This window comes from Pseudomonas sp. NGC7, from assembly GCF_047159675.1.
Lineage (GTDB): Bacteria > Pseudomonadota > Gammaproteobacteria > Pseudomonadales > Pseudomonadaceae > Aquipseudomonas > Aquipseudomonas kermanshahensis.
Window position 1 is genome coordinate 3,186,716 of sequence record NZ_BAAFZY010000001.1, and the last position, 24,047, is coordinate 3,210,762.

General features: G+C 60.3%; 33 protein-coding genes and 2 pseudogenes. 22 read left to right on the forward strand and 13 right to left on the reverse strand.

Translation table 11 applies throughout. From position 1 onward, the window contains the following. Positions 1 to 2 precede the first annotated feature (2 nt). From ACMCNM_RS14485 to ACMCNM_RS14530, 10 genes are read left to right on the forward strand one after another with little or no spacing between them, the layout of a single operon-like run. Complete coding sequence (locus tag ACMCNM_RS14485) at positions 3 to 1,112, forward strand: phage baseplate assembly protein (protein WP_412764708.1); 1,110 nt, start codon at positions 3 to 5, stop codon at positions 1,110 to 1,112. Further along, positions 1,109 to 1,621 carry a phage baseplate assembly protein V gene (locus ACMCNM_RS14490; RefSeq protein ID WP_412764709.1) on the forward strand — a complete coding sequence of 171 codons (513 nt, stop codon included), beginning with the start codon at positions 1,109 to 1,111 and terminating at the stop codon, positions 1,619 to 1,621. Before ACMCNM_RS14485 ends, ACMCNM_RS14490 begins: the two co-directional genes overlap by 4 nt. Then, positions 1,618 to 2,004 carry a phage GP46 family protein gene (locus ACMCNM_RS14495; RefSeq protein WP_085273421.1) on the forward strand — a complete coding sequence of 129 codons (387 nt, stop codon included), beginning with the start codon at positions 1,618 to 1,620 and terminating at the stop codon, positions 2,002 to 2,004. Before ACMCNM_RS14490 ends, ACMCNM_RS14495 begins: the two co-directional genes overlap by 4 nt. Then, positions 1,994 to 3,103, forward strand: coding sequence for a baseplate J/gp47 family protein (locus ACMCNM_RS14500; protein WP_085273420.1), 1,110 nt, complete (start codon positions 1,994 to 1,996; stop codon positions 3,101 to 3,103). The genes ACMCNM_RS14495 and ACMCNM_RS14500 overlap by 11 nt, the downstream gene beginning before the upstream one ends. Before the next feature lie 2 nt (positions 3,104 to 3,105). After that, positions 3,106 to 6,003, forward strand: coding sequence for a hypothetical protein (locus ACMCNM_RS14505; RefSeq protein WP_412764710.1), 2,898 nt, complete (start codon positions 3,106 to 3,108; stop codon positions 6,001 to 6,003). Between the two features lie 2 nt (positions 6,004 to 6,005). Continuing rightward, entirely contained in the window at positions 6,006 to 6,416 is a 411-nt protein-coding gene (locus ACMCNM_RS14510; protein WP_412764711.1) for a hypothetical protein, read from the forward strand. A 5-nt stretch (positions 6,417 to 6,421) separates the two neighbouring features. Next, positions 6,422 to 7,069, forward strand: a complete 648-nt coding sequence (locus tag ACMCNM_RS14515) for a putative phage tail protein (protein WP_412764712.1) — start codon at positions 6,422 to 6,424, stop codon at positions 7,067 to 7,069. A gap of 1 nt (position 7,070) precedes the next feature. Next, positions 7,071 to 7,979, forward strand: a complete 909-nt coding sequence (locus ACMCNM_RS14520) for a phage tail protein (protein ID WP_412764713.1) — start codon at positions 7,071 to 7,073, stop codon at positions 7,977 to 7,979. Positions 7,980 to 8,034: 55 nt separating this feature from the next. After that, the gene (locus tag ACMCNM_RS14525; protein WP_412764714.1) at positions 8,035 to 9,075 is read left to right on the forward strand and encodes a glycerophosphodiester phosphodiesterase; all 1,041 of its coding nucleotides are present in this window, start codon (positions 8,035 to 8,037) and stop codon (positions 9,073 to 9,075) included. Beyond that, positions 9,072 to 9,839, forward strand: coding sequence for a hypothetical protein (locus ACMCNM_RS14530; protein WP_412764715.1), 768 nt, complete (start codon positions 9,072 to 9,074; stop codon positions 9,837 to 9,839). Before ACMCNM_RS14525 ends, ACMCNM_RS14530 begins: the two co-directional genes overlap by 4 nt. Here ACMCNM_RS14530 and ACMCNM_RS14535 read toward each other — a convergent pair. Next, on the reverse strand, positions 9,823 to 10,515 hold the full coding sequence (locus ACMCNM_RS14535) for an acyltransferase (RefSeq protein ID WP_186680453.1): 693 nt from the start codon (positions 10,513 to 10,515) through the stop codon (positions 9,823 to 9,825). The genes ACMCNM_RS14530 and ACMCNM_RS14535 overlap by 17 nt on opposite strands. A 123-nt stretch (positions 10,516 to 10,638) precedes the next feature. On the opposite strand from ACMCNM_RS14535, the gene ACMCNM_RS14540 reads away from it, so the two are divergent. The 7 genes and pseudogenes from ACMCNM_RS14540 to ACMCNM_RS14570 all read left to right on the forward strand — a co-directional run bounded on the left by ACMCNM_RS14540 (position 10,639) and on the right by ACMCNM_RS14570 (position 13,892). Then, entirely contained in the window at positions 10,639 to 11,127 is a 489-nt protein-coding gene (locus ACMCNM_RS14540; protein WP_085273413.1) for a glycoside hydrolase family protein, read from the forward strand. Beyond that, positions 11,124 to 11,657: a DUF2514 family protein gene (locus ACMCNM_RS14545; RefSeq protein ID WP_412764716.1), complete on the forward strand. Its 534-nt coding sequence runs from the start codon at positions 11,124 to 11,126 to the stop codon at positions 11,655 to 11,657. The genes ACMCNM_RS14540 and ACMCNM_RS14545 overlap by 4 nt, the downstream gene beginning before the upstream one ends. Before the next feature lie 41 nt (positions 11,658 to 11,698). Then, a complete protein-coding gene (locus ACMCNM_RS14550; protein ID WP_412764717.1) occupies positions 11,699 to 11,923 on the forward strand; it encodes a hypothetical protein in 225 nt (74 codons plus the stop codon). Positions 11,924 to 11,961: 38 nt separating this feature from the next. Next, positions 11,962 to 12,129 (forward strand): annotated as a pseudogene (locus ACMCNM_RS14555) (DUF2514 family protein); the annotation flags it as partial. A gap of 530 nt (positions 12,130 to 12,659) precedes the next feature. After that, positions 12,660 to 12,884: a hypothetical protein gene (locus tag ACMCNM_RS14560; protein ID WP_412764718.1), complete on the forward strand. Its 225-nt coding sequence runs from the start codon at positions 12,660 to 12,662 to the stop codon at positions 12,882 to 12,884. A gap of 455 nt (positions 12,885 to 13,339) precedes the next feature. Further along, a complete protein-coding gene (locus tag ACMCNM_RS14565; RefSeq protein WP_412764719.1) occupies positions 13,340 to 13,648 on the forward strand; it encodes a hypothetical protein in 309 nt (102 codons plus the stop codon). Then, a complete protein-coding gene (locus ACMCNM_RS14570; RefSeq protein ID WP_412764720.1) occupies positions 13,638 to 13,892 on the forward strand; it encodes a hypothetical protein in 255 nt (84 codons plus the stop codon). The genes ACMCNM_RS14565 and ACMCNM_RS14570 overlap by 11 nt, the downstream gene beginning before the upstream one ends. Positions 13,893 to 14,077: 185 nt before the next feature. On the opposite strand, the gene ACMCNM_RS14575 is transcribed toward ACMCNM_RS14570, so the two are convergent. From ACMCNM_RS14575 to ACMCNM_RS14590, 4 genes and pseudogenes are all read right to left on the reverse strand, one after another. Then, the gene (locus tag ACMCNM_RS14575) at positions 14,078 to 14,713 is read right to left on the reverse strand and encodes a hypothetical protein (protein ID WP_412764721.1); all 636 of its coding nucleotides are present in this window, start codon (positions 14,711 to 14,713) and stop codon (positions 14,078 to 14,080) included. 516 nt (positions 14,714 to 15,229) lie between these two features. Further along, positions 15,230 to 15,576 (reverse strand): annotated as a pseudogene (locus tag ACMCNM_RS14580) (hypothetical protein); the annotation flags it as partial. Between the two features lie 106 nt (positions 15,577 to 15,682). After that, on the reverse strand, positions 15,683 to 15,937 hold the full coding sequence (locus ACMCNM_RS14585) for a hypothetical protein (protein WP_027594844.1): 255 nt from the start codon (positions 15,935 to 15,937) through the stop codon (positions 15,683 to 15,685). Between the two features lie 145 nt (positions 15,938 to 16,082). After that, a complete protein-coding gene (locus tag ACMCNM_RS14590; RefSeq protein WP_412764722.1) occupies positions 16,083 to 16,913 on the reverse strand; it encodes a hypothetical protein in 831 nt (276 codons plus the stop codon). Positions 16,914 to 17,070: 157 nt separating this feature from the next. On the opposite strand from ACMCNM_RS14590, the gene ACMCNM_RS14595 reads away from it, so the two are divergent. Beyond that, positions 17,071 to 17,370, forward strand: a complete 300-nt coding sequence (locus tag ACMCNM_RS14595; RefSeq protein ID WP_027594846.1) for a hypothetical protein — start codon at positions 17,071 to 17,073, stop codon at positions 17,368 to 17,370. A 34-nt stretch (positions 17,371 to 17,404) separates the two neighbouring features. Here the strand turns inward: ACMCNM_RS14595 and ACMCNM_RS14600 are convergent, their stop codons facing one another. The 3 genes from ACMCNM_RS14600 to ACMCNM_RS14610 all read right to left on the reverse strand — a co-directional run bounded on the left by ACMCNM_RS14600 (position 17,405) and on the right by ACMCNM_RS14610 (position 18,426). After that, positions 17,405 to 17,614 carry a hypothetical protein gene (locus ACMCNM_RS14600; RefSeq protein ID WP_412764723.1) on the reverse strand — a complete coding sequence of 70 codons (210 nt, stop codon included), beginning with the start codon at positions 17,612 to 17,614 and terminating at the stop codon, positions 17,405 to 17,407. A 50-nt stretch (positions 17,615 to 17,664) separates the two neighbouring features. Then, positions 17,665 to 18,126: a GNAT family N-acetyltransferase gene (locus ACMCNM_RS14605; protein WP_412764724.1), complete on the reverse strand. Its 462-nt coding sequence runs from the start codon at positions 18,124 to 18,126 to the stop codon at positions 17,665 to 17,667. Positions 18,127 to 18,204: 78 nt separating this feature from the next. After that, complete coding sequence (locus tag ACMCNM_RS14610) at positions 18,205 to 18,426, reverse strand: hypothetical protein (protein ID WP_412764725.1); 222 nt, start codon at positions 18,424 to 18,426, stop codon at positions 18,205 to 18,207. A 189-nt stretch (positions 18,427 to 18,615) separates the two neighbouring features. Here ACMCNM_RS14610 and ACMCNM_RS14615 point away from each other — a divergent pair, with 189 nt between their 5' ends. Continuing rightward, a complete protein-coding gene (locus tag ACMCNM_RS14615; protein WP_412764726.1) occupies positions 18,616 to 18,975 on the forward strand; it encodes a hypothetical protein in 360 nt (119 codons plus the stop codon). Positions 18,976 to 19,095: 120 nt separating this feature from the next. Here ACMCNM_RS14615 and ACMCNM_RS14620 read toward each other — a convergent pair whose 3' ends face one another. Further along, positions 19,096 to 19,302 carry a hypothetical protein gene (locus tag ACMCNM_RS14620; protein WP_412764727.1) on the reverse strand — a complete coding sequence of 69 codons (207 nt, stop codon included), beginning with the start codon at positions 19,300 to 19,302 and terminating at the stop codon, positions 19,096 to 19,098. Between the two features lie 353 nt (positions 19,303 to 19,655). Between ACMCNM_RS14620 and ACMCNM_RS14625 the strand changes: the two genes are divergently transcribed. Both ACMCNM_RS14625 and ACMCNM_RS14630 read left to right on the forward strand, forming a co-directional pair. After that, positions 19,656 to 20,456 (forward strand): lipopolysaccharide biosynthesis protein, encoded by an 801-nt coding sequence (locus ACMCNM_RS14625; RefSeq protein ID WP_099429482.1) that lies wholly within the window; start codon positions 19,656 to 19,658, stop codon positions 20,454 to 20,456. Positions 20,457 to 20,531: 75 nt separating this feature from the next. Then, positions 20,532 to 21,032: a methylated-DNA--[protein]-cysteine S-methyltransferase gene (locus tag ACMCNM_RS14630; protein ID WP_412764728.1), complete on the forward strand. Its 501-nt coding sequence runs from the start codon at positions 20,532 to 20,534 to the stop codon at positions 21,030 to 21,032. A gap of 11 nt (positions 21,033 to 21,043) precedes the next feature. Here the strand turns inward: ACMCNM_RS14630 and ACMCNM_RS14635 are convergent, their stop codons facing one another. From ACMCNM_RS14635 to ACMCNM_RS14645, 3 genes are all read right to left on the reverse strand, one after another. Beyond that, the gene (locus ACMCNM_RS14635) at positions 21,044 to 21,286 is read right to left on the reverse strand and encodes a hypothetical protein (RefSeq protein WP_186676753.1); all 243 of its coding nucleotides are present in this window, start codon (positions 21,284 to 21,286) and stop codon (positions 21,044 to 21,046) included. After that, on the reverse strand, positions 21,283 to 22,026 hold the full coding sequence (locus ACMCNM_RS14640) for a carbon-nitrogen hydrolase family protein (protein WP_412764729.1): 744 nt from the start codon (positions 22,024 to 22,026) through the stop codon (positions 21,283 to 21,285). The genes ACMCNM_RS14635 and ACMCNM_RS14640 overlap by 4 nt, the downstream gene beginning before the upstream one ends. A 76-nt stretch (positions 22,027 to 22,102) precedes the next feature. Further along, the gene (locus ACMCNM_RS14645; protein WP_412764730.1) at positions 22,103 to 22,618 is read right to left on the reverse strand and encodes a DUF3016 domain-containing protein; all 516 of its coding nucleotides are present in this window, start codon (positions 22,616 to 22,618) and stop codon (positions 22,103 to 22,105) included. Positions 22,619 to 22,693: 75 nt separating this feature from the next. Here ACMCNM_RS14645 and ACMCNM_RS14650 point away from each other — a divergent pair, with 75 nt between their 5' ends. Then, positions 22,694 to 23,419, forward strand: coding sequence for a metallophosphoesterase (locus ACMCNM_RS14650; RefSeq protein WP_412764731.1), 726 nt, complete (start codon positions 22,694 to 22,696; stop codon positions 23,417 to 23,419). On the opposite strand, the gene ACMCNM_RS14655 is transcribed toward ACMCNM_RS14650, so the two are convergent. Further along, positions 23,367 to 23,981, reverse strand: a complete 615-nt coding sequence (locus ACMCNM_RS14655; RefSeq protein ID WP_412764732.1) for a LysE family translocator — start codon at positions 23,979 to 23,981, stop codon at positions 23,367 to 23,369. The genes ACMCNM_RS14650 and ACMCNM_RS14655 overlap by 53 nt on opposite strands. Between the last annotated feature and the right edge of the window lie 66 nt (positions 23,982 to 24,047).

Below are 24,047 nucleotides of genomic sequence, written 5' to 3' on the forward strand. Positions count from 1 at the left end.
CCATGGAGCCAGATAACACCGTCACCCTGAGCGTTGGCGGGCACGACTACGCCGGTTGGAAAGACGTCAGCATCAGTGCCGGGCTGGAGCGCCAAGCGCGTGACTTCACGGTGTCGGTCACCTGGAAGTGGCCCGGCGGTAACGATGAGCCGGTGCGCATCCGCCAGGGTGAAGAGGTCGAGGTACGCATTGGCCAGGACCTGCTGCTGACAGGCTATGTGTTCAGCACGCCGATTAGCTATGACGCGGCCACCATCACCCTGAGCATTGCCGGGCGCTCGAAAACCGCCGACCTGGTGGACTGCGCGGCGATCAACTCGCCGGGCCAGTGGCGCGGGCAGAGCGTGCAGAAAATCGTGGAAGCCTTGGCCGGTGAATACGGCATCAAGGTTATCAACGAGGCCACGGTCACGCTGGGCCTGGATGATCACACCATCGAGCCCGGCGAAACCGCGTTCGAGAGTATCGACCGCTTGCTGACGCTCTCCCGACTGTTCAGCACGGACGATGGCCGGGGCCGGCTGGTAATTGCCTCCCCGGGCACCGCCGGCCTTGCGGTCGACGCGTTGGAACTGGGCAAGAACATTCTCACTGGTGACACCGCCCTGGACTTCTCCAACGTGTTTTCCGAGTACATCAGTCGCGGCCAGCGCAGCGGTACCGACGACTCGTTCGGGGTGGCGGCCTCTGAGGTCGAGGCGCGGTTAGACGATGACCGGGTGACCCGCCGGCGGGTGAAGGTGATCAGCCAGTCGGGGCAGCTGACCGACAAGATGGCTCGCGACCGCGTGCAGTGGGAGCGGGCCAACGCCCTGAGCAAGGCCATGACGCTCAACTACACCGTGCAGGGTTGGCGGCAGAGCACCGGCGAGCTGTGGCGGCACAACATGATTGTGCGGGTGATCGACCCGATGATTGGACTGGAGCGCGACATGCTCATCAGCGAAATCAGTTACGAGCTGGGCGAGTCGGGCACCCTCACGAAAATGACCGTGGCCCCGCCTGATGGCTTCCTGCCTGAGCCGAACGATGCCTACGAGAGCCGCAAGCTCAAGAAGGGCAAGAAAACCGACAACTTTGAATACCTCATTCCGGCGGACTACAAGCCATGAGAAACCCCTTAGCGAGCGTGCTGGCTCGCGGCGTGGTCGTGCTGGCCAACTCGGCGCGCAAGCTGCAGGCCCTGCAGCTGCGCATCACGGCCGGCGAGGTGAAAGACGACGTCGAGCACTTGGAACCCTACGGCCTAACTTCCTGCCCCTTGCCTGGAGCCGAAGCCCTGGTGGGCTTCATCAGTGATCGCAGTCACGGCGTGGTGATCATGGTGTCAGACCGGCGCTTTCGCCTGCAGGGCCTGCAACCCGGCGAAGTGGCGTTGTACACCGACCAAGGTGACAGCCTGGTGTTCAGGCGCGGCCGCGTGATCGAGGTCGACACCATGACGCTCAAGGTCAAGGCCGGCGAGTCGGTCGATTTTGACACGCCGGTCATCCGTACTACCGGCCGCATCGAGTCGGCCGGGGATCAGGTGGCCGGCGGCATCAGCCAGATTGAGCACGTCCATGACAACGTGCTCAACGGCCAAGGCAGCACCAATAAGCCGGTAGGGGGTGCGCCATGACGCGCGAAGACCTGCTGCGGCGCTCGGTGACCATCAGCCTATTCACCTGGCGTCGGGCCGCTGCAGACGACCCCGTGGATGACGCTGACCTGCAGGGCTGGTGGGGCGACTGCGCGCCTACGGTGGTGGGCGATCAGATCGGATCCCGGCTGTGGCTGTTGCGCCGCCGCACCATTACCCCGGACACCCTCAAGGACGCCCGCGACTACGCCGAAGAAGCGCTGCGCTGGATGACCGACGATGGAATCGTGACGGCCGTTACGGTCACGGTCGAGCGGCAAGGCATCGAGCGGGTCAACCTGCAGGTGGTGCTGACCGAGGCCAACGGCGAAACCTTGAAGCTGGCTTTTGAGGACACTTGGAGCTTGATCAATGCCGTATGAAATCCCCACGTTACCCGCGCTGATCGCCCGCACCGAAGCCGATTTTGAGCGTAACGCCCCGGATGCCCTGCGCCGGTCTGATGCCAAGGTGGCGGCCCGTGCGCTGAGTGGTACGGCGTTTGAGCTGTATGGGTACCTGCGCTGGATTGCCCTGCAGTCGAGCCCGGCCACCTGTGGCGATGAGATGCTGCGGCGCTGGGCGCAGTGGCGTCTGGAAGGCGGCCCCAACGATGCCACGGCCGCCAAAGGCAGCGCGGTGGTCACCGGCTCCAACGGCGCGCTGGTGGACGTCGGGGTGGTGTACCAGTCCAGCGATGGGCGCCGGTATGCGGTGACTGAAACCGCCGTGATCGTCGGCGGGTCCGCCACCCTCAAGCTGGCAGCAGAGGCTGTTGGGGCCTCGGGCAACATCGAGGCCGGCAGCCTCACGGCCACCCGGCCGGTGCTGGGGGTCAACTCGACGGCCGTTATCAGTAACGGCGGCATTGTCGGCGGTACCGATCAGGAAGAAACCGAGCCGCTGCGCGCGCGGGTCCAAGCGGCCTTCAAGAACCCCAGCAAGGTCGGCAACGGTGACGACTTTGTGGAATGGGCCTTGGAGATTCCAGGTGTTACCCGGGCCTGGGCGCTGCCCCGCTGGATGGGGCCGGGCACCTTTGGCCTGGCCTTCGTGCGTGACGGCGATCCCGACTTCATCCCCACGCAAGCCCAGGTGGATGAAATGCAGGCGCATCTTGAGAAGAAGCGCCCTGTCACGGCCGAGGTGTACGCACTGGCGCCGGCCCGTCGCCCGATCAACTTCAACATGCGTCTGGTGCCGGACAGCACCGCCCTGCGCGAATCGGTCAGCGCGGCGCTGGCTGACCTGATTCTGGAAGAGGGCGGCCCCGGGCAGGTGCTGCGGATTTCCCACATCCGCGCGGCCATCAGCAACACCCCCGCCGAAGAAGACTACGTGATGAGCCAGCCGGCCAGCGATGTGATGTTGGCGGCCAATGAAGTCGGGGTGCTGGGGACGATGAGCTGGCTTAACACCCTTCTGCTGGAAGACGGCAAACAACTTGCGACCGAAGACGGCTTCGCTCTGCTCACGGAGTAACCATGGAAAACTACAAGCCGATCTCCGCATTGGACCCTGCCAATGAAAGTTCGGAGGATGACCTGTATCCGACGGTACAGGGCGCAGGCACCAAGAAGCAGACCTTGCGAGGGATGCGCCAAGCGATCATTTCGGCCTGGAGCACACCTATCCGGTCGCTGCTCGGCGCTCAATCTGAAAGCCAGATCAAGGGCTCGCTGGGCCTTTCCAAGATCGACAACACCTCGGACGCGGAAAAGCCGGTCAGCACCGCGCAGCGGCAAGCCCTGGATGCCAAGGCCAGCGCGGAGGACATGACCAAGGCCCAACAGGCGGTGGATGTGCTGGGCCGCACCCGCGACGCGGTGTTTCGCAAATCGGTGTTCTTGGCGTTGCCGCAGCTGTTCCCCGACTACGTGTCGGCGTTCCAGTCGGTTGGCAGTCCCAGCCAGGGCAATATCTACCCTCAAGGCCATTGCTACGACGAACAAGGCCGGATCTACATCAAGTATGCCAACGGCAGCCGAGCGGTCATTGCCTGGTACGAGGCCAACGGCGCGTACGGTGGTTGGTTTCTGATCGCCCCAGGCGGTGAAAGCCTGGTGATCATTGCCGAAAACGGCGTTCGCCGGCTGTACAACAAGGCCGGCACGGATGGGCTGCATGCCTACGACATCAGCGTGCTGCCCACCAACGGCGCCACCGTGGCGGGGGTCAGCACCGGCCTTACCGGGGTTGGCCTGCAGTACGCCTATGACCGTGGCCGCTGGATCATCGAGCAGCTGCAGGTCGACATGGGCACGGAAGGTTCCCGCACCCGCTGGCTGGTGTACGACAAGAACTTTGTTCGTTGCAGTGAATTCTACGTTGCCAAGAACATTGTCGGCTGGCAGCTGCCGACCAACGCCCATTACAACTACGTGCCGAAATCTCAGGGCGTGGTGCTGCAGGGCGGCCGCGTGATATTCGGCCTGGGTGGCTCCTACATCCCTGAAACAGACGGGCCGGTGTCCATGCCGGTGGCTGCCGTGGGGGTGGCCGCCTGTGGGCTGGATGGCTCACTGCTGGAGTACGGCACGGTACGCGCTGATCAGCTGGTCGACCGACTGGCGGCCGAGGGTCATTACTGTGTGCGAATGGAATCGGAAGGCCTGAGCCTGCGGCCGGACGGCACTATCAGCCACCTTTTGCTGACGGCGCGCCCGAGCAGCCCCGGCGCGGACACTGGCGGCATTTTGCTGGTCACCGAGTACGACCCGCAGGGTGCCAGCTATGCCGACATTAGCGAACCCTACACGCCGTTCAGCATGGACCGGGCACTGACGGGCATCTTCCCGCGCGGCCCTGACGGGCGGATGTACGACCCGTTCACCGGGGCGGTGTTTTCCACCCTGCAGCAAATCCTGCGTTACATGGCCGACCTGCAGATGCCACGGTTCACCTGGTACTCGTCGGCGGTCAGCATCGCGCCGATGGGGGTGATTGAGTTCCCAACGTCAAGTCGGGTCGAGGTGTTCAACCAGAACAACGAAGCCTTTCTGGTGGTGGTGTGGACGTCGGCCAAAGAATTCGCGCCGTACTGGGTGAACCTTAAGGTCAACTCCACCGAGCTGCTGGGCACCCGCAGCGCTTACCTGCGCAATGGCTTTGTGGCGAATGGCGATGTGTTCGGCCGTATCCTGACGCCGCACCGCGACAGCAGCCAGGCCGATATCCTGGTGCTGCAGCAGACCAGCACACAGGAGGCCAACCTGGTAATCGTCGGCGGGGGTAGCACGGCGTTCACCGCCGCGACCCGCATCTGGTTCTACGCCGCGCTCAATGCCACGTCCAAAGTGGGCTTGAAGGTGGCCGAGATTTTCACCAACGGGCTCAACCCGGGCGAAGACAACGGCTTTGACCTGGGCGCCTTGCTCAAGCGCTGGCGAGAGGCGTTCATCACCAAGCTGACGCTGTTCGGCCCCATGCGTTTGGGCCAGTACACGGTGGACACACTGCCGGACCCCAGCCTGACCCCGAACTACATCCTTGATGCGGATGACGGGTATACCGGGATTCGCTCCTATCGTTCTACCGGCACGGCGTGGGAGCTGATCAACGCCCCCGACGCGCAGTTGCGCGACCGGGCCACGCACACCGGGTCTCAAGCGATCAGCACGGTAAGTGGCCTGCAGGGAGCTTTGGACGGCAAGCTGGCCAGCACCCAGCGCGGCGCGGCTAATGGCGTCGCCGCGCTGGATGCCATGGGCAAAGTGCCGGTAGCGCAGATGCCGCTGGATAACCTCACGCTTGGGGGCAGCCTGGGCGTCGGCGCCGCCCCGGTGGACCGCTTCTTGGTCAACCTGCGCGGCACCCCGACTGCGTTGCCCGCCGCAGGTAGTCAGTATGGCATGTTCTCGGCGGGTACTTACGGGGTCGTGTCGTTCTGTAGCGCCTATGGTGGAGTGGTGAACTTGGCCGCCCAGGCAGCGCCCGCCGTTGTCGCACTGACGGCGAACTTCACGTCAATCGCGCCCGGGCTGGGGGCCAATGTGACGGTAACGGAGCACGACGGGTTCCGCATGGACTCGGTGACCAGCACGGCCGTCACCATGGCCTGTGCTGCGCGCCTAAACCAAACCCTGCAGTCCGGCTATGAGCGTTGGAACGTGTACGCCGCCGGCAACGCGCCGAACTACATGAACGGCGATCTGCGGATCGGCACCACCACACAAAGCGGCTCGGACAAGCTGACCGTTTCGGGGCCTGCGCGCCTGAGCGGGGCTTTGCGCATCGGCCAGTACACCACCGCAACGATGCCTGATCCCGCGCTCTATCCTGGCTATCTGATCGAAGTGACAGACGCCCCCGGTGGCACCAAAACCTGCAAGTCGCACACGACGGCTTGGAAAATTCTCAACACCGATACAGTAGTGAGCTAACTATGGCTGAATTCAGCGAACAAACTTCCCTGTACGAAATCGTCGTGCGCGTCCAAGAGGACGGCAGCTATGGCGCCCATTACATGACTATTACCCGCTTCCGCCGTGACGGTGAAGTCTTCGGCGCCAAGGAAGGGTTACCAACGCCTTTGGTCGCCGGCAATGCCGAGGCGCTTGCACTGCTGGGCCAATACGTCGAATCGGCAGCCCTTGATACGTTGGCGGTCAATCAAGTGCTGCAGGCCCGCGTGATCGAGCTGGAGCAACAACAACAGGCCACCAGCGCCGAGCTGCAGCAAGCGCTGGAAGCCAACCAGGCACTGCAGGCCCGCGTGGCTGAGTTGGAACAGGCGCCGGTCGAAACGCCGCAGCCGGAGACTGACCCAGCGGAAGTGCTAGACGGCACGGTGTGACCGCCATGACGGTCGCACGCGAAGCGGACTACCTGCAGACGCTGCAGCAACTGCTGCCCCCCGGCCCGGCGTTCGACCTGGAGCAGCAGCCGGACTGGGCGCAGCTGCTGGCCGCGCTGGCCCCCGAGCTGGCCCGGGTCGACGCCGATGCCGAAGCCCTGCTGCTGGAATTCAACCCGGCCACCGCCACCGTGCTGCTGCCGGACTGGGAGGCCTACTTGGGCCTTCCCGATGCTTGCACGGTGTCGGGGTCGCAGACCCTGGAAGAGCGCCGGCAAACGGTCATCGACAAGCTGACCGCGAGCGGCGCGCCGCAGTTGAGCTATTACCGGCGCTTGGCCACCCGACTCGGCTTGACCATCGAAATCGAAGAGTATCGCCCGGCCCGGGTCGGGGTGGCGGCCACGGGCGATTTCCTCTACGGCGACGGCTGGCCGTGGTCGTGGGTCGCGTCGGCGCCGCTCGCGGCCTATGGCACCGCCAAGGCGGCTTCCCTGGACTGCCGGCTGCAGCTGGAGGCGCCCGAGTACACCGACGTGGTGATTGGCTACGGGCACGCCCAGGTCAAGGCGATTACCGCCCAGGTCGATGAGCTTTTCCACGCCATTCATTACGCGTTACCGGCCGCCGTGGCTGGGTTCGAGGGGATGTAGCATGCACAGGATTTCAAGTTGGACAGACCTGGTGTCGGCGGCCGGCGGGTTCCGTTACGGCAGCTTAGCCGCTGGGGCAGCACCCACGCCGCTCAAGGCGGAGTGGCTGAACATGGTGCAGGAGGAAATCGCCGGCGTGGTGCTCGGCGCCGGCATCGCCCTAGACAAGACCAAAACCGACCAGCTCAAGCAGGCAATCCAGAAGATGGTAGGCGACTACCTGCCGCTGTCGGGCGGCACCCTGGCGGGGTTGCTCAAGGCCACCAAAGGCGTGCGCACGGCCAAGGGATTGCCAGGCGATAATGCCAGCGAGGTCGGCTATGCCTTTGACGATGATGGCGATACCGGTCTGTTTGCCACGGGCGGCACCGCTGAGAACGGCTCAGATGTGGTGCTGCTGGTCGACCGCCGCGAGGTGGCCCGCTTCACCGGCAATGGCCGCATGACCTTTGACGGGGGCAACGAGCCGTACCACACCGGCAACAAGCCGACGATGCTGGACGTGGTGTATCCGGTGGGGTCGGTCTACCTGAACGCGAGCGTGGCCACCAGTCCCGCCATGCTGTTCGGCTTCGGTACTTGGTTGGCCTTGGCGCCCGGCCGCATGCTGATAGGTGCAGGCACCGGCACCGACGCCCGGGGCGATGTGCGGGCCTTCTCGGTTGGTGGTTCGGGCGGCGAGTACAGCCATGTACTGAGCAGCGCCGAAATGCCGGTCCACGCCCATGCCATGCCGCAGGGCTCGGACGTTCCGTCCGGCACCACCGGCCCGGTATACGCCTCGGGTGATGACGGCACGCGTGCGACCAAGCCGAACGACATACCCAACACCGGCGATGCCGGCGGCGGCCAGGCGCACAACAACTTGCCGCCTTACCTGACCGTGTACATGTGGAAACGAACCGCGTAGAGCCGGTTCGGCAAACAACCCGCTGAGGCGGGTTTTTTATTGCCTGGAGAAAAATATGACCGATGTTTCAGCGCTGGAAGCCTATGCCGGCCAGATGGCCGAAGCCGCTTCCCGCTCCAGGGCGGCGTCGCTCAAGCAACACACCTACGTGCACGGCAACGACCAGACCGACGTGGCCACCGAAAGCGGCCCGGTACCGAGTCTGGCCAAGCAGGCGCGGCTGTCGGCCGAGGGCACTGCCGCCTTGCGCGGAGACTTGAAGGCACCCACCGGCGCCGGTGAAGTCGGCAGCGAATCCGGCTTGGGCGTTCAGGGTGATATCAAGCTGCTGCAGACCCTCAACATGCATTCAATGCAGCAGAAGAATAGCCGGCCCATGGAGCTGGTCGCGCACCGTGGCTTCATGACTCAGGCCCCGCAGAATACCGCGTTGGCCTTCTCGTCAGCGCTGAGCAGCGGCGCCGACGCGCTGGAGTGTGACGTGGCGGTCAGCGCCGACGGTGAGTACTACCTGTTCCACGACACCACCGTGGACAACCTGACCACGGGCACCGGCACGTTTACCACACTGACGTCGGCCTACCTCGACAGCCTGGAAATGAAGGACGGGCAGGGCACCCGCTTCGCGCCCGTGCGGTTGTCGCGCTTCTCCGAGTACCTGGAGATTGCCCGCACGGCCGGCACGTTCATCTACCCGGAGTTCAAGCGTTACCGTAACACCGCCGACCTGGTGGGCATGGTGGCCATGATCGTGTACGCGCAGATGGACAGTGCCTGCTGCATGTCCTCGTTCAACATGAACATTCTGCGGCAGACCCGCGCACTCAACCCCAACATGGAGCTGGGCCTGCTCGGCGTGTCCACCAACGTCGACGAGGTGAAAGGCTACATCGACCAGATGGTTGACCTGGGCAAACTGGTGTTGATTTGGGACTACGACGCCACGCTGGCCATCCCCGAGGCCGTCGCTTACGCCTTTTCCAAGGGCGTGGACTGGGGCGTGTACACCGTCGACCGGCAGAGCCAGCTGCCCGCCATCCGCAAACTCGGCATCCGCCGCATCATTTCCAACGTCTCGCTCAAGGTCCCCCAATGAACATTCCAAGCGATCTGAATACCTTCATCCCGTCGATGGTCGGGGTGGGTGGCACCTACTCGATCACGGACGGTGTCGGCCGGATCTACTCGCCGGCGAGCGTGTCGACCAAGTACGAAAAGAGCGTGTTGGTCGGGCCGGGCGTTAAGGTTGAAATGAAGCTGTTTGCGCGGGCGATCAGCGGTGTCGGCGGCGCGGTGGCCATCGACTACCTGCCGCTGGGGCGCGGTGGCGGCAGCGTTGACATTACTTCGCCCGAGTGGCGTGAATACGTGGTGAGCTTCACCACGCCGCTGAGTTCGCCGGAAAACCTGCGCGTGACGTTTGCCATCGGCAACTTTGCCGCCATGGGCGCCGGCACCTTTGAGTTCCACACCCCCCGTATCCGTATTGGCGACACCGACCTGGGCGCGCCCCGCATCTTGGCGCGTGGCCTGATCCTGATCGATTCCGGGGTGCCCTCGCTTAATACCAACTATCAGGCCGACGGCATCAAGGGGTTGAGCTATGACGCCGCCACGGCCTCGCTGACCGTGAAGATGCGCGGCAACGACGGCGCCGGTATGCGCTTGCACCCACTGATGATCGCGCAGCTGACGGACGACAACACCACGCTCATTGGGCGCCGTCTGCATGCCTTGTGCGGCCGCTACAACCGCGACGACGGTACCGCCAAGGTGACCTTCGTGGACGGCGGCACCGGACAGCTCCAAGACATCAGCGGGCTTGGAAATATATACATGACATTTAGGGCTGAGATTTAGCCACTGTTGCGTTCCAGTACTGAGACTTTGTGATGCTGTCAGAGTTTGGCTTGTAGTAGGGCTCATTAAGAGTTAGATGTGGTCTTTCCCAAGCGACATCCTTTCGTACAACTCTTGCAGGTGTTCCAACTATAACGCAGTTATTAGGGAAGTCGCCTTTTACGATGCTGCCGAATCCAACCACTGAGCCTTCACCAATTTCTGTTCCGCCTAGGATCGCCGCCCGAGCGCCTAACCACACATGGTTTCCAATGATGATTGGTTCGGGAAGGTTTATCCGATCTCCAGTTTTAACGCAGAAGATAGGATGGGCGTCATCACAGCGCACCTGCACGGATGATGCGATCATGCAGTCATTTCCAATAATTACAGAAGAATGCTCTGCAGTAGAAATGTAGGTGTTGTCTGTGCAAGTTACACCTTGTCCAATTGAAATCGTGCAGCTTTCGCCGATTCTGATGAACCCCCTGAAAGTGCTCTTTCCTATGAAGCAAGTGGCGTTATTGCAGTCAAAAGTAATAGTGAGGCTAGCGGTTCTGAAGCCTTCTTCCACTACTAGTTTGTTGTTTTGGCCCCGAAACGTGATGCTTACATTGCTTTCGATTGTTCCGGGAAATTCGATTTTGTTTCCGTTGCTGTCTTCGTAATTGCTGAGCTTCTTAATGCTAACTGCCACTTAAACCGCTCCATGGATTTGATCGTAAATCGTAAATTGTAGCGATTTACCAAGAAAAATGAAATGCCTCGCTAGCTGCATCAGCTGATGCGGACATCTGAATATGGGTATAGGTATGAAACAATGGCTAAAATCTCTGCTTCCGATGTAGGCGGCTCCAGCGTCCTGCGCTTTCTGGATCTCATAGCCTTTTCTGAAGGCACCTCGACCATCAAAGGGAGCGATGACGGCTATAACGTGCTGTATGGCGGAGCCCTGTTTAGTGGATACACCGACCATCCGCGGCGCAAGCTGACCTTCCCAATCAACGGCAAGCAGGTAACCAGCACAGCCGCCGGCCGGTATCAGTTGCTTGAGCGCTACTGGGACGCGTACCGAGTCAGCCTTCGCCTGGCTGGCGGGTTCACGCCAGAGAATCAGGATCGCATAGCGCTGCAGCAGATCCGGGAGCGCCGGGCGCTGGACGACATAAAGGCTGGACGCATCCAGCAGGCGATCGCCAAGTGCTCGAACATCTGGGCCAGCTTCCCGGGCAATACCTACGGCCAGAACCCGCATCGCCTGGACAAGCTGATCAATCACTGGGTTGAACTAGGCGCGAAACTAGCGTGAGCTGGCTTGGCGCTGTGCCGGCCTGGTGCTGCTGGCTGATCGCCTTGATACTGGTCGCTGGCGGCCAGCAGTACCGGGTGGTGGTGGCCGATGGCGCGACTGCCAACGCCATGGTGGAGGTTGCCAAGTCGGCCCAGGCCTTGGCCGACTACCGCCTTCAAGTTGCCGACCGCGATCGGCGCGCCGCGGCCCAGGCTAGAACAGAAGAGCAGCGCCGCCAATCCCTGGCGGACGAGGAGGGTGAGAGTGCACGACAGAAACTGGAACTGGCCCAGGGCCGCGCCGCTGTTGCTGAGTCTGCTGCTGGTGGGCTGCGCGGTGAAATCGCCCGACTGCGCGCTGGCCGATCAGCAACCTGCGACACCATCGCTGCCCAGCAGCGCAAGGCAGGAGCCTCTGCCGTCGTGGTGCTTGGGGGATTGCTTGAAGAGGCTGACCGAATGGCGGGAGACCTCGCGGCAGCGCTTGAGCGAAGTCGAATAGCTGGGCAGGCCTGTGAAGCAGTTTCCGACGGGATGAAGCCGCCGTAACCAGTGCCTATACTTTGCTTTCACCGACATGGAGCGCGGCAGTGGACAAGAGAACCTTCATTGGGATGGTCGAGGCCGGCGAGCCACTGATCCAACAGGCTATGGATGCCCTGCGTGAGTATCATCAAGCCCAGGACCGGGGTGCACCGCCAGAAGAAGTGGAACGCCTACATCAGCTTGCTGAGTCTCTGTTCCAGGTGGTATCCGACTATCAGTTTCGGGTAATCGCCAAGGCGCGCGGCAAGGATTTGCCGCCGCTGCACTAGACCACCCGTTGCCGGGTAACTGTTGTAGGTAGTGTATGGCAGCCACCCGCGCCGCCATGGTGCTCTCCGACTTGCTCGCACGGGCTGACGAACGAGCGGGAGAGCTGGCGCAGGCTTATGACCGCGCCCAAATAGCAGGTCAAACTTGCGAGGCGTTTTACGACGCGTTGAAAGATGCTAAACGGGGTAAGGAAGAAGATCTCTAATCATCTTGGCGTACTGATGGAGACCGCGCTTCTCAAGCTCACGGATAAAAATAGGCCATGGTGGGATGTTGCTCATGTAGGGCTCAGCTCCCATAGACAAGCCGCCTCCTGATGCCATGCTCAGGCCGCCACCGGGACTCATCGATAGGCCACCTCCTGGCCCCATTGATAGCCCCCCGCGGGGCCCCATCGAAAGCCCTCCGCCAGGCCCCATTGAAAGTCCTCCACCAGGACCAATCGATAATCCTCCCCCTGGCCCCATTGACATGCCCCCACCAGGACCGGAGTACGCTCCACCTCCAGGGCCCGTATACATGCCCCCGCCAGGCCCGGTGTAACGTCCACCGCCAGGCGCCATCGACTGATTTCGATTCCACATATGCATTCCCTCGTTATGTGATAGACAGCACATATCGTTCCTACATTAATCGACTAGGTGTGTGGAGCGAAAGTCTCTGACTGATCGAGGATTTCTGACCAAGCCCACGAGCCGTCTTATACTGCGTACGTGAACTGACAGAGGTAGGGATGTGGACAAGCGCACCTTCATTGGCATGGTAGAGGCCGGCGAGCCACTGATCCAACAGGCTATGGATGCCCTGCGTGAGTATCATCAAGCCCAGGAGCGGGGTGCGCCGCCAGAAGAAGTGGAACGCCTACATCAGCTTGCTGAGTCTCTGTTCCAGGTGGTATCCGACTATCAGTTTCGGGTAATTGCCAAGGCGCGCGGCAAGGATTTGCCGCCCCTGCATTGAAGCCTGGATTTGTAGGCTGTCGAACCACATGAGTGGCTGTATTCAATGCTTGCAGGCAATGAGCATGTTGCGAGTCTGGGTAGTGCTGCCATACATCCCGTACTGCCCAGCCCCTACCATCGCCCCTTGATCGCCAGATCGCTCAAGCACGTCATACCCACGCGCGCCGCATAGGTCTCCTGCTTTCTCTAGGCACATACCCCAGTTCCGTGCTGTGCCAGAGCAATCGAGGCTATAGCCTTCCCGGCCGTCGGCCGTGTAGGTTTTTGACGACGAAGCACAGCCACCAAGGGCCACTACAGCACTTAGCAGCAGAACGCGAATTTCCATGGATATCTCATCCGGTGTTTAGGGCGGGCAAGGATAGCTGGAGCGAATGCCACCTATCCAGTACGGATTGCCCAGGTCTTTCCTGCAATATACGATACTGTATCTATATACAGTATTGGTGCGCTATGTACTTCCTCCTCGTTCGCCGCCGCGAGCACGGCGTGGCCATTGCTTCCGATCAGCTGCGAAAGGTACAGCCCCTGCGGGCCGACATCCACATCGGTGACTACCACAGTGAGCCGCTGGGCCGGGTTTCGACCCAGGCGTGGGTGTTCAACCCGTCGCCCGGGCCCGACATCATCCCCCGGCTGCACGATGCCTGCGTGAACGGCATGGCCCAGCTCGGGATGAACATTACCGGGCTGGAAGAGATCGATGGCGTGCTGTACGCGCAGTCCTGGTGGTGCCGGGCGGCAGGTGATTATGACAAGTGACTTGCCGCCGGCTTGGCTGGACGAGCTGAACGATCAGGTCGCACTGGTCGCGGATCCCGATGGGCACGCAGCGGTGCTCGATGAAATGGCCTATGCAGCGCATCGGCGGGGAGAGGTCGACGATTGCGACCTGGTGGATATGCTAGAGATGGCCGAGGCTGCCAGGCTGTGGGCGCTGATTGAGTATGAAGACGCCGCTCCTCCAGAGTCGAGAAATGGGTTAATGTGGAACTTTGCTATCTAACCGCTTGAAAGATCACCAGTTTACTAGAAGAAAGTCGCCGAAACTGCTTGGTCTGTATTAGCACGCTTAATGCCCAGACCGCAAAAAGCGCGGTCTGGGCATATTTATTACGTTAGTGTCATATTGTCATGGGTACGTTGAAACGCGTTAGTGAGTACTTCAGAAAAATGCGCTTAGCGCCTCGCTTAGTCTTGCTTTAGGTCCGTAGGCAAAAGCGTAGCATGTAAAGCAAGGATTTCTTGGTATATGTCGCCTACGATTTCTATGTGATGCTTAAGCATTGCGGCACTTTCATTTTCAGCGGATAAGCGCAACTCTCCCATGGCTTTAAGATAGGCATCGGCAAGAAGGCTTGCTAATTCCACTACCCCTTTCTGGGCCGGGTTGCCTTGCCAGTCTCGCCATTTTTCATGGAGACTTTTGAGACATTCTCGGCTGACCAATTCGACACCCGGGTCCGGGTCTGCATGGGGGAGGCGTATGTTCATATCCGTTTCCCCGATGAGATGGGTCTTAATCAGAGTGGCCTGCCGCCAAAGCTCCGCATAAATCACTCCAAAACAAATCTTACTTCCTATTCCTGGTTTGTGATCGGCTATGTTATTAAGCTCTTCTTTGATTATTGAGACAAGCCCCATTGTTAGTGCCTCGAGGTAATCACCCGGATTTCTGGCATCTGTGGGCGCACCCTTTACACAGGCTGGCTCAGAAGTGTATTTCTCAAGCTGGCGCCTCAGTTCCGATCTATGAGAATTAATTGCATCCCAGCTTATCGAGGAAACAGCATCTTTTCCACCACAGAGAGTCGCAGATCTGCCCATTGCACACCTCGTTTTATTAATCGACAAAAGGAATGCTTTTGCGCGGGATGACTGAAGACAACTATTAAACCTTCACTTCGCTTACCTCAGCTTAGCGCAGGCCATAACGTTCGCAAATCGTAGGGCTTCCAGGGTTTGTCTTGTCAAAAGCGATTCCAAAACCGAAGCGGTGGCCCTTGGGATTTGCGGTCTGTAGCAGTGCCGTTTCGTATTTTTTTGGAATTGATCCCGCCGCTGGCCTCGTATTGATTGGGAGATTGTCTTGAAATCCGTTGACAGGACGTCTGAGCGACCCTCCTGCAGATGCTTCAGTGATCAGAGGGTGATACCAATTTTGATACCACTCGCAGGGGTGAGGCGGGGGATGGAGGGGTGTTTAACCCAGCAAAATCAACCTCTTATCACCGGCGAACACCCCATAAAAACTGCATGGTGATGTTGGCGGTAGAAATCAAGTGCTTGTCCTGCGGGGGTTCCAGAGGTGTATTTAGGCCCTCGTGTCAGTTTTGGGCCAATTTTGGGCCAATTTTGGGCCAATTCGACGCGGGGCGGCAGCTTCTCCAGCTCCCTCCAGTCCGAGGAGGAGCTGATCCATTTCGCGTATGTAGAGAGCACCATCTCAACGCTATGGCCGAGCTGATTCGCGATGAACGCAGGGTTCATCCCAGGCATCAGGCACAGGGTTGCGTAGGTGTGGCGGGTGTCGTACTGACGGCGATCACGGATGTCCAGCGCTTGAGCGCTGATTTGAATGGGGGGATTGTAACACTTGCATCGCAGCTCCACAGCCCACCTTTGCTTGGTTGGACCACGAAGGGCCTCGGGCAGGCGATATCACCAAAGGACCGTGTGCGTTGTGCAATGCCTCTTGACGCACGCCGAAGCACGCTTCACCTCTAGGGTAAGTGGAACGTGCGTTGCCCTTAGTGCCCGAGGTGAAGCTGTTTGTACCGGATCATAAAAGCGGGCTTACCCTCGGATCACCTTAAGGCGCGCCCGCCCAGCGTCCGTGATGGCGTTTTCGCCTTCATCGCTGATGCGGTAGCGGCCGGACACTGACTGTGTAATGGTGAACCTCACCAGTCCGCTCTTGGACAAAGCCTCACCCACTTCAAAGCTCATTGCACGCTCTAGGTCGAAGATTTTTGTTTCTCCGATTTTATAGCGGGCAAACGCAATCAGCGCCGAATCTATCGCCGCTTGGTCTATCACCTCAACACGCATTTGACCTCCTGGTCTGAATCGCCCAGGTCCTTGCGGTTAACGGACCTGGAAGTTCGTAGAATGCACAACGCTACTACGGAGCCGGGCGTGTTAGTTACTGGCTTTGCGTCCATGCTGGATGGGTGGCCAGTCATGATCGTTAGTTTTAGTCTGCGTGCGGCGCTGCAGTGTCTGTTAACGACATCTCTTTTGGAAACACGTTGATAAACGCACTAATAGCAGGCTTATCGTCATCATCGATATTGATCTTCGGTGTTTGCGACGATCGACTGATGTCCGTTGCAAAATTAGCGGCCCTCAGCGCACGTTCGATTTGCTTGCTTCCCGGGCTGTCATACAGCACTGCCTGAACGCCCGTGGCCTCTTTGGTGAGCATCAACTGCTTTATTTGTACCCGCACGCCCGCTTTGGCCAGGGCAACGGCGATCTGCTTGGAGAACGCCAACGCTTCGTCGTCGTTTCTGACGATATTGAGCAGTACGGTTGGGGCTACTTTGTCTTTGGCGAGCGCTGCCGCCAATGCCTGGAACGCGGCCTGTGCCTGCGCTGTCAGCTTTCTGGGCCGCAGGCGATGCTCTATGGCCTGGCGCTCTTTTTTCGCGGCGTCCAGCTGTGCCGTCAACGCCGCATTCTGTTGCAGGAGTTCTTCGATTTTCAACTGGGACTGGGCGGCGGACTGGTTGGCTGTGGCGATCAGTTGGCTGGCCTCGGCCATGGACCTGTCGGACTCGCTGCTTTGCACCTCGGACGTCAGGTGCGCCAGGATGACCGCGCAGGCCGAGACTAAGGCGGCAATGATGGCGGTTGTTGTAGCAATGCTGTGAATAAGGCTGGCGTTATCTGCTGAAATTTCTGGCATTAGCGTGCTCTTGAAATTTAGTTTCCATGATTTTGCGTTTTTGATTTCGCGGCAGATTGCCATAAATTCACCGTGCAAGCGACCTCTGGCGTCGACTGTCGGTGCTTGATTTGGCATGACGTGATGGCCTGCGTGAGCAAACGAATAACGCTTTGTTTACAGGTGATTGCCAGTTGTCCGATTCAGCTCACATTTCGACTGAGTACAGTTGCGCGCCGTTTGCCTTTGGCTATGGTGGCTTTAGGTATACAACTAAAGTCGTAGGAGGGGCGACATGCGGATTCGCGGCGACGTTTTCTGGGGCTGGGCTGACCCAACGCTTCACCATCGGACTCACGACGAAACGTTAAGTGACGGCAGCTACATCGATGTCCAGGTGCGACTGTCGCGAACAGGCAATACGCAGATGTTCATCGGGGTTTATGCCCCCAGTGGCATGGCCATTCACGAAGAAGCATTCGATTCGCGTCCAGGCGAGTCGATGACCCGTGCCTTGGCGTGGGGCGTGGGCAGGGCGCGGCGGATAGCAAGCGATGCGATTCCCGTGACCGAACAGTTCGCCTGCGCTAAGTAGCGAGCTCTGAAGGTTGCCGCGGGTTGGGCGTGGGTCAGGTCTCATCCTTGATCTTTGCTGCGACGGACCTCAGCTCACTGGCAACCCCATCGATGGACTTGATATGAGCGCGTACATCGATCTCGCTGTCTGCGGTCGCCCGGGCTTCCATGAACTTGGCGTGCCCGGTCATGGCTTTACTGAGTTCATTCAGGTGGTCGGCGGTTTTGACGAGATCGGCTTTGATGGTATGAAGCGGTTCCATGAGCGTGAGTGCGTTCCTTGAAGTGTGCGTCTACAACCCTGTCCGGCCGTTCAGCGAAGCGTGCGTGACATCAGCCACTGCTTGTTGCCCCACGCCTCGAACTGCTCAATGACCGTCCAGCCACGCTTCTCATAGTAAGCCTGTTTATCATGGGTGTGCAGGTACAAAGTTTCGAGGCCGGCAGTGCGCGCATGGGTACATAGGCCCTCAATCAGGTGCTCGGCGATACCGGCTCCTCTGGCTGCCGGGTCAACGAACACGCAGGCAAGCCAAGGGCCGAGGTCCGGGCGGGAAGGCAAGTCTTGGGCTGCTAGAGCGGCACCGCCCAACAACTGGCCTTGCTCTAGGGCAATCAGGCATTGCCAGTCACCATTGCCCTGGCCTTCTGCGAACTCGTGCTGCCATCGCGAAAGGTCGATGCCGTCGAACTCATACGTGAATTGCTGATGAATCCACTGAGCGAAGGCGTTGCAATGGTTCATGTGATTCGCGAGCCAATCAAATTGAGGCATGGGCATCCTGCACGGTAGTACCTGTTCTCCGCATCATGACACAACCCTCAAGTGGAGACGCAAGTGAAGTTTTTCATGCTAAGGCTGGTCAGTGTCCGACTTACCTGATTCATTACCTTGTACCTGTAAAACTGAGCCTTTATCGTCCGTTGCCAACAAGCCACTTTGTGCGTTGGCGGCGTTCAGCTCTGCATGCGCGATGTTCGCTGCACCCCGAAAGATAGCGCGGCTTTCTTCACCTGTTTTCAGCGTGTGCAGGTGACCATTCTGATAGAAAAATTGCGTACGGTTGGATGGCATGGGGAGCGCTCCTTGTAATGCACCACGCTTATGAGTATCTGCACGGGCTACTCTGTGCCCGCTTCACGACTATGGCTACTAGCAGAATTAACAGGTGACCGCTCTAATGAAGCTCCGATAAAATCTTCACTCTAAGCAAAACGCACCACGACCTTGGTTGATTGGAACTAAGTTGCGACGCTGGGTAGAATGCCCTGTATCTCTATTGGTCAATTGCAAATGCCTACATTTCGTATCTTTGTTTGCACCTTGTTGACTGCCAGCCTTGCCGGTTGCGCAACACCGGGTAACCCCACAGCCAGTAAGCTGACCTCCAAAACCCCTGCACAATATGCCGCCTGTGTAATGCCCAAGTGGCAAGCACTGGCGCCCCTCGCCAACCAGAAATCGATTGCCCACGGCTATCGATTGACCGCGCCAAGCGCAGTGGCCTCCGATGATGTTCTCGAGGTGGTTGAGTCGCGCGAAGGCAGCCGCGCCACGTTCTATAAAGGCAGCTTCCTCTCGGGCGACAAACTGCGCCAGGCTGCAAGAGAGTGCCTGGAATGAGCTCAGTAACCTGAGCTGCCCTTGGCCGTAACCGACAGGCATTAATCGGGGCAGGGTCATGAGGTGAGGCCGCAAGTACTTCACACGTTATTTATGCGCATCCGCTTCGGCGACTTCCCCTCAGCGTGCTTCGAGTTTTGTGTTCATCCGATGGCATTGCACTTCTGCATCGGTCCTGTTCGGGTAACTGGGTTTGAGCCGCTCCTTCGCCAGGTTGTCATAAATGTCGAACCCACCGCATACGGTCGCTGCGTAGTACCGGCTACCGACGCGGAATGACTCCTTTTCGATAGGTACCGCCGGAACGATAACGAATCTTGGTTGCATGTTTCGTGCCTCCCCAGGCAGAGACCTAAGTATTAGTCGGGCAGTTGGTAACCATCAAGCTGGCTCATGAGCAAGCGACGAATAGCCCGGGGCATGACACCAGTACTTGCACGCCCGTTCGTCGGTACAGTGGGGGCAAAGCGCCTGCCAGGCCTGCAGGCGGGTGAACAACGACCGAGACTACGGGTCTCTAGAAACACCGCGCTTGTGTGGAGAAGGGCGCTGTCATTTCTTCCACTTTTGGACAGATTTAGACCCATCAGTCGCTTTGTGTAAGGTTTTTGTAAAAGCGTCCGTTGTGCATACAAGGACCGGTATCGTGTTTTGTACTGTCCAGTCCAAAGTAGCAAACGATGAACACACTTCCGTCGCAGCCCAGTGCTGAACGCGGGGCGTTCTCCAGTTTCGAGGCGTGTCGCAATACCCAGCAAGGCCCCGTGGTGATTCTGGCCTCGGGTGCTTCAGCCAGGCATTTCCCGCTGGCTGATTTTGCCCACCTGCCCATCATCGCCATGAACGGTTCAGTCGCCATGACAGCAGAGCATGGCGTGAAACCGTTTTTCTACGTGTGCACCGACAAGAGCTTCGGCCTGCAGCAACCTGATCTGTTTGCGACCGCCCTGCGTGACAGCCAACGGCTCGCGCTGTGGCCAGAGCAATTCGAGGGTGCCGACATACCAGCTGCCAGCGAATGCTATGCCTTGCACAAGGCGCACACCCCCGGCCTGCTCGACGGTGTGCGCGGGCATGGTGACAGTTGCGTCTGCAGCCGCGCACTGTGGAGCAAACGGGCACGGTCGATCGCCTTCAGCAAAGACTTGTCGCAGGGTTTTTTCGATGCCCGCACAGTCGCCTACGTGGCGCTGCAACTGGCTTATCACCTGGGGTTCGAAGAGGTGCTGCTGGTGGGGGTCGACCTTGACCAGACGGTGGGGCGCTTCTACGAGACCGAAGAAGGGCAACATTCACCGTGCGGCCTGGACCAGCATTGGGACAGCCGCATCCTGCCGTCACTGACATTGATGGCGCGGCAAGTGGTCAATGAGCATTTTCACGTCTACAACCTGTCGGCGGCGTCGCGCATCCCGGCCGAACTGATCCCCAAGGTCAACCTGTCAGAAGCCAGGCGGATTGCCGGCTGTGGGATTGGTTGAGCAAGAAAGCGGGTGCGTGTGGCCTTGCGCCTGCGTAGAGTGCGCTGACCATCTCGCACCCTGCAGGAGCCCCCAATGTCCAGCGCCTTCACCTTCATGCAATCCCCCGTTGGCACGCTGACGCTGGTCGCCCGTGGCGAACGGCTGGCAGCCGTGCTCTGGGAGGAGGAGCGGGAAAACCGCGTGCGGCTCGGTGAGCTCCATCGTGATGACCGGTGCCCGGTACTGCTGGACACCGCCCGCCAGCTAGGCGAGTACTTTGCCGGCACGCGGCGACACTTCGACCTGGCGTTGGATTTTGCCGGTACGCCGTTTCAGCGCGAGGTGTGGGCTGCATTGCTGACCATTCCTTTCGGTGAAACCCGCAGTTACGGCGACATTGCCCGGCAGATCGGCAACCCCAGCGCGGTCCGTGCGGTAGGCGCGGCCAATGGCCGTAACCCGATCTCCATCATTGCGCCGTGCCACCGGGTAATTGGTGCTTCAGGCAACCTCACCGGCTTTGCCGGAGGGCTTCAGGCGAAGCAATACCTGCTGGCGCTGGAAGGCAGAGAAAGCCTGGCCTTGGCACTCTGAGCCCGGCAAACCTAAAAGATCCAGTTGGCGACCAGGCAGGCCACCAGCGCCAGCGCTGATCCGGCCATCAAGGTGTACTGACGGTGGGCCCGCCGGGCATGGGGCCGGACCTCTCGCAAGTATTCGCCAGCGGTGGGCGCACCCGGTCGATGGCGCAGGCCTTCGGCGATTTCGGCCAATTGACCCTGGATCAACAGCCCAACCAAGTAATGCGTGGATGCGTAGCTCGCCAGCGTCAACAACAGATACTTCACGCAGTCAGCACCCTCAGTGGCACAGCGGTCGCGCTGGAGTGGGTGGTATCCAGCAGAATCAGCCCTTCGCAGGTGTCATCCAGGCTGGCCAGCAGCCGACCCTGGTTATCCCAGGCCGCAGACCCACCTGCGCCGATGAACGTATCGGCAGGCCCCACGCAGTTGGCCAGCAAGACGGTAAGGCCCAGCGTGCGGGCGACCTCCGGGTAATGCTCGTAGCCCTCACCAATGCCCTTGGCCGTTTTCGCAACACTGGCCAGGTACACCTGCGCGCCCTGTGCCCGGGCCTCTGCAGCATGTTCAATGAACATCGACTCGTAGCAGATGGCAGGCGCTACCCGGTGCTTGGCCACCTCGAGTACCAAGGGTTGATCGCCGGCGGCGAAGTAGGGCAGTTCATCGCCGTGCAGGCGCCGTTTGGCATACGCCTGGCGGGGCATGCCTGGGCTCAGGATCGGCATGCCGATGCGGATGCCGTGAGGCGTTGGCAAGGGCAGGCCCACGGCGACTGTGAGAGCATGCTGGTCGCACAGTGCCTGCAGTGGCTCCAGCCGTGGGGTGGATAACGGCAGGGCGAGCTGGCGGGCCAAGGTCGGCTCATAGCCGGTCAGTGACAGTTCAGGAAACACCACCAGCTCAGCACCCAGCGCGGCAGCCTGCTCGATGCAGTACAGGTGACGCGCAAGGTTGCCCTGAATATCGCCTTTGAGCGACGCCAGTTGCACGGCGCAGATCTTCATCAACAGCTCCTTCCCTGGTACGAGTCAAGGGCCGAGCATACGCCTGGCCGCAACACCTGTACCAGTGAAGGGTTTTTCAGGAAGCCGCGTGCGGTGCGAAGCGCTGGCGGAACCAGTCGTTCAGCATGGCCTTTTCGGCATACAGGCGGTCGCTGCTGCTGGTCACGCGCCCCGGGCGGCTGAGGTACATCTTGTCGCTGACCCGTTCCTGCGCTTGCTGGGCAGGTTTGCCGGGCTGGCTGAGGGTGTAGCTGAGGTCGATGGTCGGCCAGGTGATTTCGCGCATGAAGCGCACATCGTAGGCATTGCTGTGCCAAGGCTCGAAGCGCCCGGCCAGGTCGATGTCACGGATGTCGATAACCAGCTGCTGGTCTTCTTGCAAGTAACGCTGGCCGAGCTTCTGCAGGTACTCGGTCAGGGCCTTCATGACATAGGCATCGGCACCCCGTTCGTAGCCGGCACTGTCGAGGCTGGCATCGCGAAATTTTTCGGGATGGTCGAATCGCACCTCGACCTGCGCAGCCGGAGCACCTTGTGCCATGCTGTTCAATGACAGCGCCACGAGCACGGCACACACGAGGGCGGTACGCATGATGCACCTCCAAGGTGAAAGACGTGTCCCTTTATTCTACGCCTGCCATGACAGCACCCGCAGAGGAAGATTGTAATGAGTCGGTTTCGGCGGGTAGCCGCCAACCCCCTGGGTCGAGACCTGGCGGTGGGTGATATCCACGGGCACTTCGGGCGCCTTGTTCGGTGCCTGCAAGCGGTTGGGTTCAACCCCGCAGTGGACCGCCTGTTCAGCGTCGGTGACCTGGTCGACCGCGGCCCGCTCAGCCACGCGGCGCTGGCATGGCTGGACCTGCCCTGGTTTCATGCCGTGCAAGGAAACCATGAGGCGCTGGCGGTTACCTACCTGCGCGGTGGCCGGCTCGACCTGGAGATGTACCACGCCGCCGGTGGTGGCTGGTTTCTTGAGCTGCCCAGGGCCGAGCAGCGGCGTTTTGTCGAACGCTTCGAGCAATTGCCGATCGGTATGGAAGTTGAAAGTGCAGCGGGCCTGATCGGTCTGTTGCATGCCGACAGCCCCTTCGCCGAATGGCCCGTGTTACGTAGCTGGTTGGAACTGGATGACGACCCCGAGGTACGCGAAGTCTGCCAATGGTCGCGGCGCCGGCTGAAGGAGGGCGACACCCGGCCTGTGCACGGCATCCGTGCCTTGTTGGTCGGGCATACACCCGTGCTGCAGGTCAAACAGCTGGGCAATGTCTGGCACCTGGACACCGGCGGCTGGGCCAGCGGCCATTTCAGCCTGCTCGACCTGGCCACCCTTGAGCTGGTCAGCCCAGCGCAAGGTGCACAAGCAACCCCCCGGCCAACACCATCAGCATGACCCCCGAAGCTTGCTCCAGCCAGGGCAAGGCGCGGGCGAAGCGCTGCAACACGCGCTGGTTGCCGATGGCCACGGCGACCAGCAGGTCCCAGAGCAGCACGATGCAGAACATCCAGCCCGCATACACCACCTTCCAGCCGACACTGCTGCTGGCGACCATGCTGGCGAGGCTGGCGTAGAACAGCGCGTTCTTGGGGTTGAGAATGCCCGACAAAAAGCCCATCGCCAGGCTGCGCCACCCACTTGGTACAGCGCCATTGCCGGCCACTGCGGCCAGGTTGGAATGCCCGGCGTAGCGCAAGAATTGTGTGCCGATGTACAAAAGGTAAGCCGCACCGGCCAGTTGCAAAGCAATGAACAACGTGCTGCCTTCGCGCAAAATCGACAGGCCGGTAAAGGCCATGGCAATGAAGGCGCCATTGGCCAACGCGATACCCAGGCACGCGCCGCTGGCGGTGCGCCAACCGCCACTGATGGAGGTGCGGGCAACCAGGAAAAAGTCCGGGCCGGGTGACAGCAGGGCTAGGAAGTGGGCGAGGGCGACGATCAGGAACTGCTCCATGGGCGGGACGACTCCGGCAGGGGAAAACCGCAGTCTGGCGTCGAGCCTGGAGCCCGTATTGAAGAT

Coding starts and splice junctions, on each gene's coding strand:
- ACMCNM_RS14490 (WP_412764709.1), top strand. CDS start 1,109: ATGAGAAACCCCTTAGCGAGCGTGCTGGCTCGCGGCGTGGTCGTGCTG.
- ACMCNM_RS14655 (WP_412764732.1), bottom strand. CDS start 23,981: ATGGAGCAGTTCCTGATCGTCGCCCTCGCCCACTTCCTAGCCCTGCTG.
- ACMCNM_RS14510 (WP_412764711.1), top strand. CDS start 6,006: ATGGCTGAATTCAGCGAACAAACTTCCCTGTACGAAATCGTCGTGCGC.
- ACMCNM_RS14520 (WP_412764713.1), top strand. CDS start 7,071: ATGCACAGGATTTCAAGTTGGACAGACCTGGTGTCGGCGGCCGGCGGG.
- ACMCNM_RS14565 (WP_412764719.1), top strand. CDS start 13,340: ATGTACTTCCTCCTCGTTCGCCGCCGCGAGCACGGCGTGGCCATTGCT.
- ACMCNM_RS14600 (WP_412764723.1), bottom strand. CDS start 17,614: ATGGAACCGCTTCATACCATCAAAGCCGATCTCGTCAAAACCGCCGAC.
- ACMCNM_RS14575 (WP_412764721.1), bottom strand. CDS start 14,713: ATGGGCAGATCTGCGACTCTCTGTGGTGGAAAAGATGCTGTTTCCTCG.
- ACMCNM_RS14485 (WP_412764708.1), top strand. CDS start 3: ATGGAGCCAGATAACACCGTCACCCTGAGCGTTGGCGGGCACGACTAC.
- ACMCNM_RS14605 (WP_412764724.1), bottom strand. CDS start 18,126: ATGCCTCAATTTGATTGGCTCGCGAATCACATGAACCATTGCAACGCC.
- ACMCNM_RS14620 (WP_412764727.1), bottom strand. CDS start 19,302: ATGCAACCAAGATTCGTTATCGTTCCGGCGGTACCTATCGAAAAGGAG.
- ACMCNM_RS14610 (WP_412764725.1), bottom strand. CDS start 18,426: ATGCCATCCAACCGTACGCAATTTTTCTATCAGAATGGTCACCTGCAC.
- ACMCNM_RS14585 (WP_027594844.1), bottom strand. CDS start 15,937: ATGCGTGTTGAGGTGATAGACCAAGCGGCGATAGATTCGGCGCTGATT.
- ACMCNM_RS14570 (WP_412764720.1), top strand. CDS start 13,638: ATGACAAGTGACTTGCCGCCGGCTTGGCTGGACGAGCTGAACGATCAG.
- ACMCNM_RS14590 (WP_412764722.1), bottom strand. CDS start 16,913: ATGCCAAATCAAGCACCGACAGTCGACGCCAGAGGTCGCTTGCACGGT.
- ACMCNM_RS14595 (WP_027594846.1), top strand. CDS start 17,071: ATGCGGATTCGCGGCGACGTTTTCTGGGGCTGGGCTGACCCAACGCTT.
- ACMCNM_RS14615 (WP_412764726.1), top strand. CDS start 18,616: ATGCCCTGTATCTCTATTGGTCAATTGCAAATGCCTACATTTCGTATC.
- ACMCNM_RS14650 (WP_412764731.1), top strand. CDS start 22,694: ATGAGTCGGTTTCGGCGGGTAGCCGCCAACCCCCTGGGTCGAGACCTG.
- ACMCNM_RS14540 (WP_085273413.1), top strand. CDS start 10,639: ATGGCTAAAATCTCTGCTTCCGATGTAGGCGGCTCCAGCGTCCTGCGC.
- ACMCNM_RS14525 (WP_412764714.1), top strand. CDS start 8,035: ATGACCGATGTTTCAGCGCTGGAAGCCTATGCCGGCCAGATGGCCGAA.
- ACMCNM_RS14515 (WP_412764712.1), top strand. CDS start 6,422: ATGACGGTCGCACGCGAAGCGGACTACCTGCAGACGCTGCAGCAACTG.
- ACMCNM_RS14495 (WP_085273421.1), top strand. CDS start 1,618: ATGACGCGCGAAGACCTGCTGCGGCGCTCGGTGACCATCAGCCTATTC.
- ACMCNM_RS14630 (WP_412764728.1), top strand. CDS start 20,532: ATGTCCAGCGCCTTCACCTTCATGCAATCCCCCGTTGGCACGCTGACG.
- ACMCNM_RS14505 (WP_412764710.1), top strand. CDS start 3,106: ATGGAAAACTACAAGCCGATCTCCGCATTGGACCCTGCCAATGAAAGT.
- ACMCNM_RS14625 (WP_099429482.1), top strand. CDS start 19,656: ATGAACACACTTCCGTCGCAGCCCAGTGCTGAACGCGGGGCGTTCTCC.
- ACMCNM_RS14640 (WP_412764729.1), bottom strand. CDS start 22,026: ATGAAGATCTGCGCCGTGCAACTGGCGTCGCTCAAAGGCGATATTCAG.
- ACMCNM_RS14500 (WP_085273420.1), top strand. CDS start 1,994: ATGCCGTATGAAATCCCCACGTTACCCGCGCTGATCGCCCGCACCGAA.
- ACMCNM_RS14530 (WP_412764715.1), top strand. CDS start 9,072: ATGAACATTCCAAGCGATCTGAATACCTTCATCCCGTCGATGGTCGGG.
- ACMCNM_RS14645 (WP_412764730.1), bottom strand. CDS start 22,618: ATGCGTACCGCCCTCGTGTGTGCCGTGCTCGTGGCGCTGTCATTGAAC.